1 protein-coding gene is annotated in these 274 nt (G+C 67.9%); it reads left to right on the top strand.

The window, feature by feature from the left end; genetic code table 11:
* Positions 1-274, top strand: a 274-nt coding sequence (locus tag IG86_RS0138180) for an Hsp20/alpha crystallin family protein (protein WP_030903259.1), incomplete at both ends; no start/stop codon positions are given.

Genomic DNA, 274 nt, shown 5'->3' with positions numbered 1-274 from the left:
GGTCATGCCGATGGACGCCTACCGCGAGGGCGACGTGTACGTGATCGCCTTCGACCTGCCCGGTGTGAGCACCGAGGCGATCGACATCGACGTCGAGCGCAACATGCTGACCGTCAAGGCGGAGCGCCGTCCGGCCGCCAAGGGCGACACCGTGCAGATGGAGCTCTCCGAGCGGCCCCTCGGTGTCTTCTCCCGCCAGATCATGCTGGCCGACACCCTCGACACCGAGCGCATCGAGGCCGACTACGACGCGGGTGTCCTGACCCTGCGGATC

The sequence above is a fragment of the Streptomyces virginiae genome (assembly GCF_000720455.1).
GTDB classification, from domain to species: Bacteria; Actinomycetota; Actinomycetes; order Streptomycetales; family Streptomycetaceae; genus Streptomyces; species Streptomyces virginiae.
This window is presented reverse-complemented; position numbering and strand designations above follow the sequence as displayed.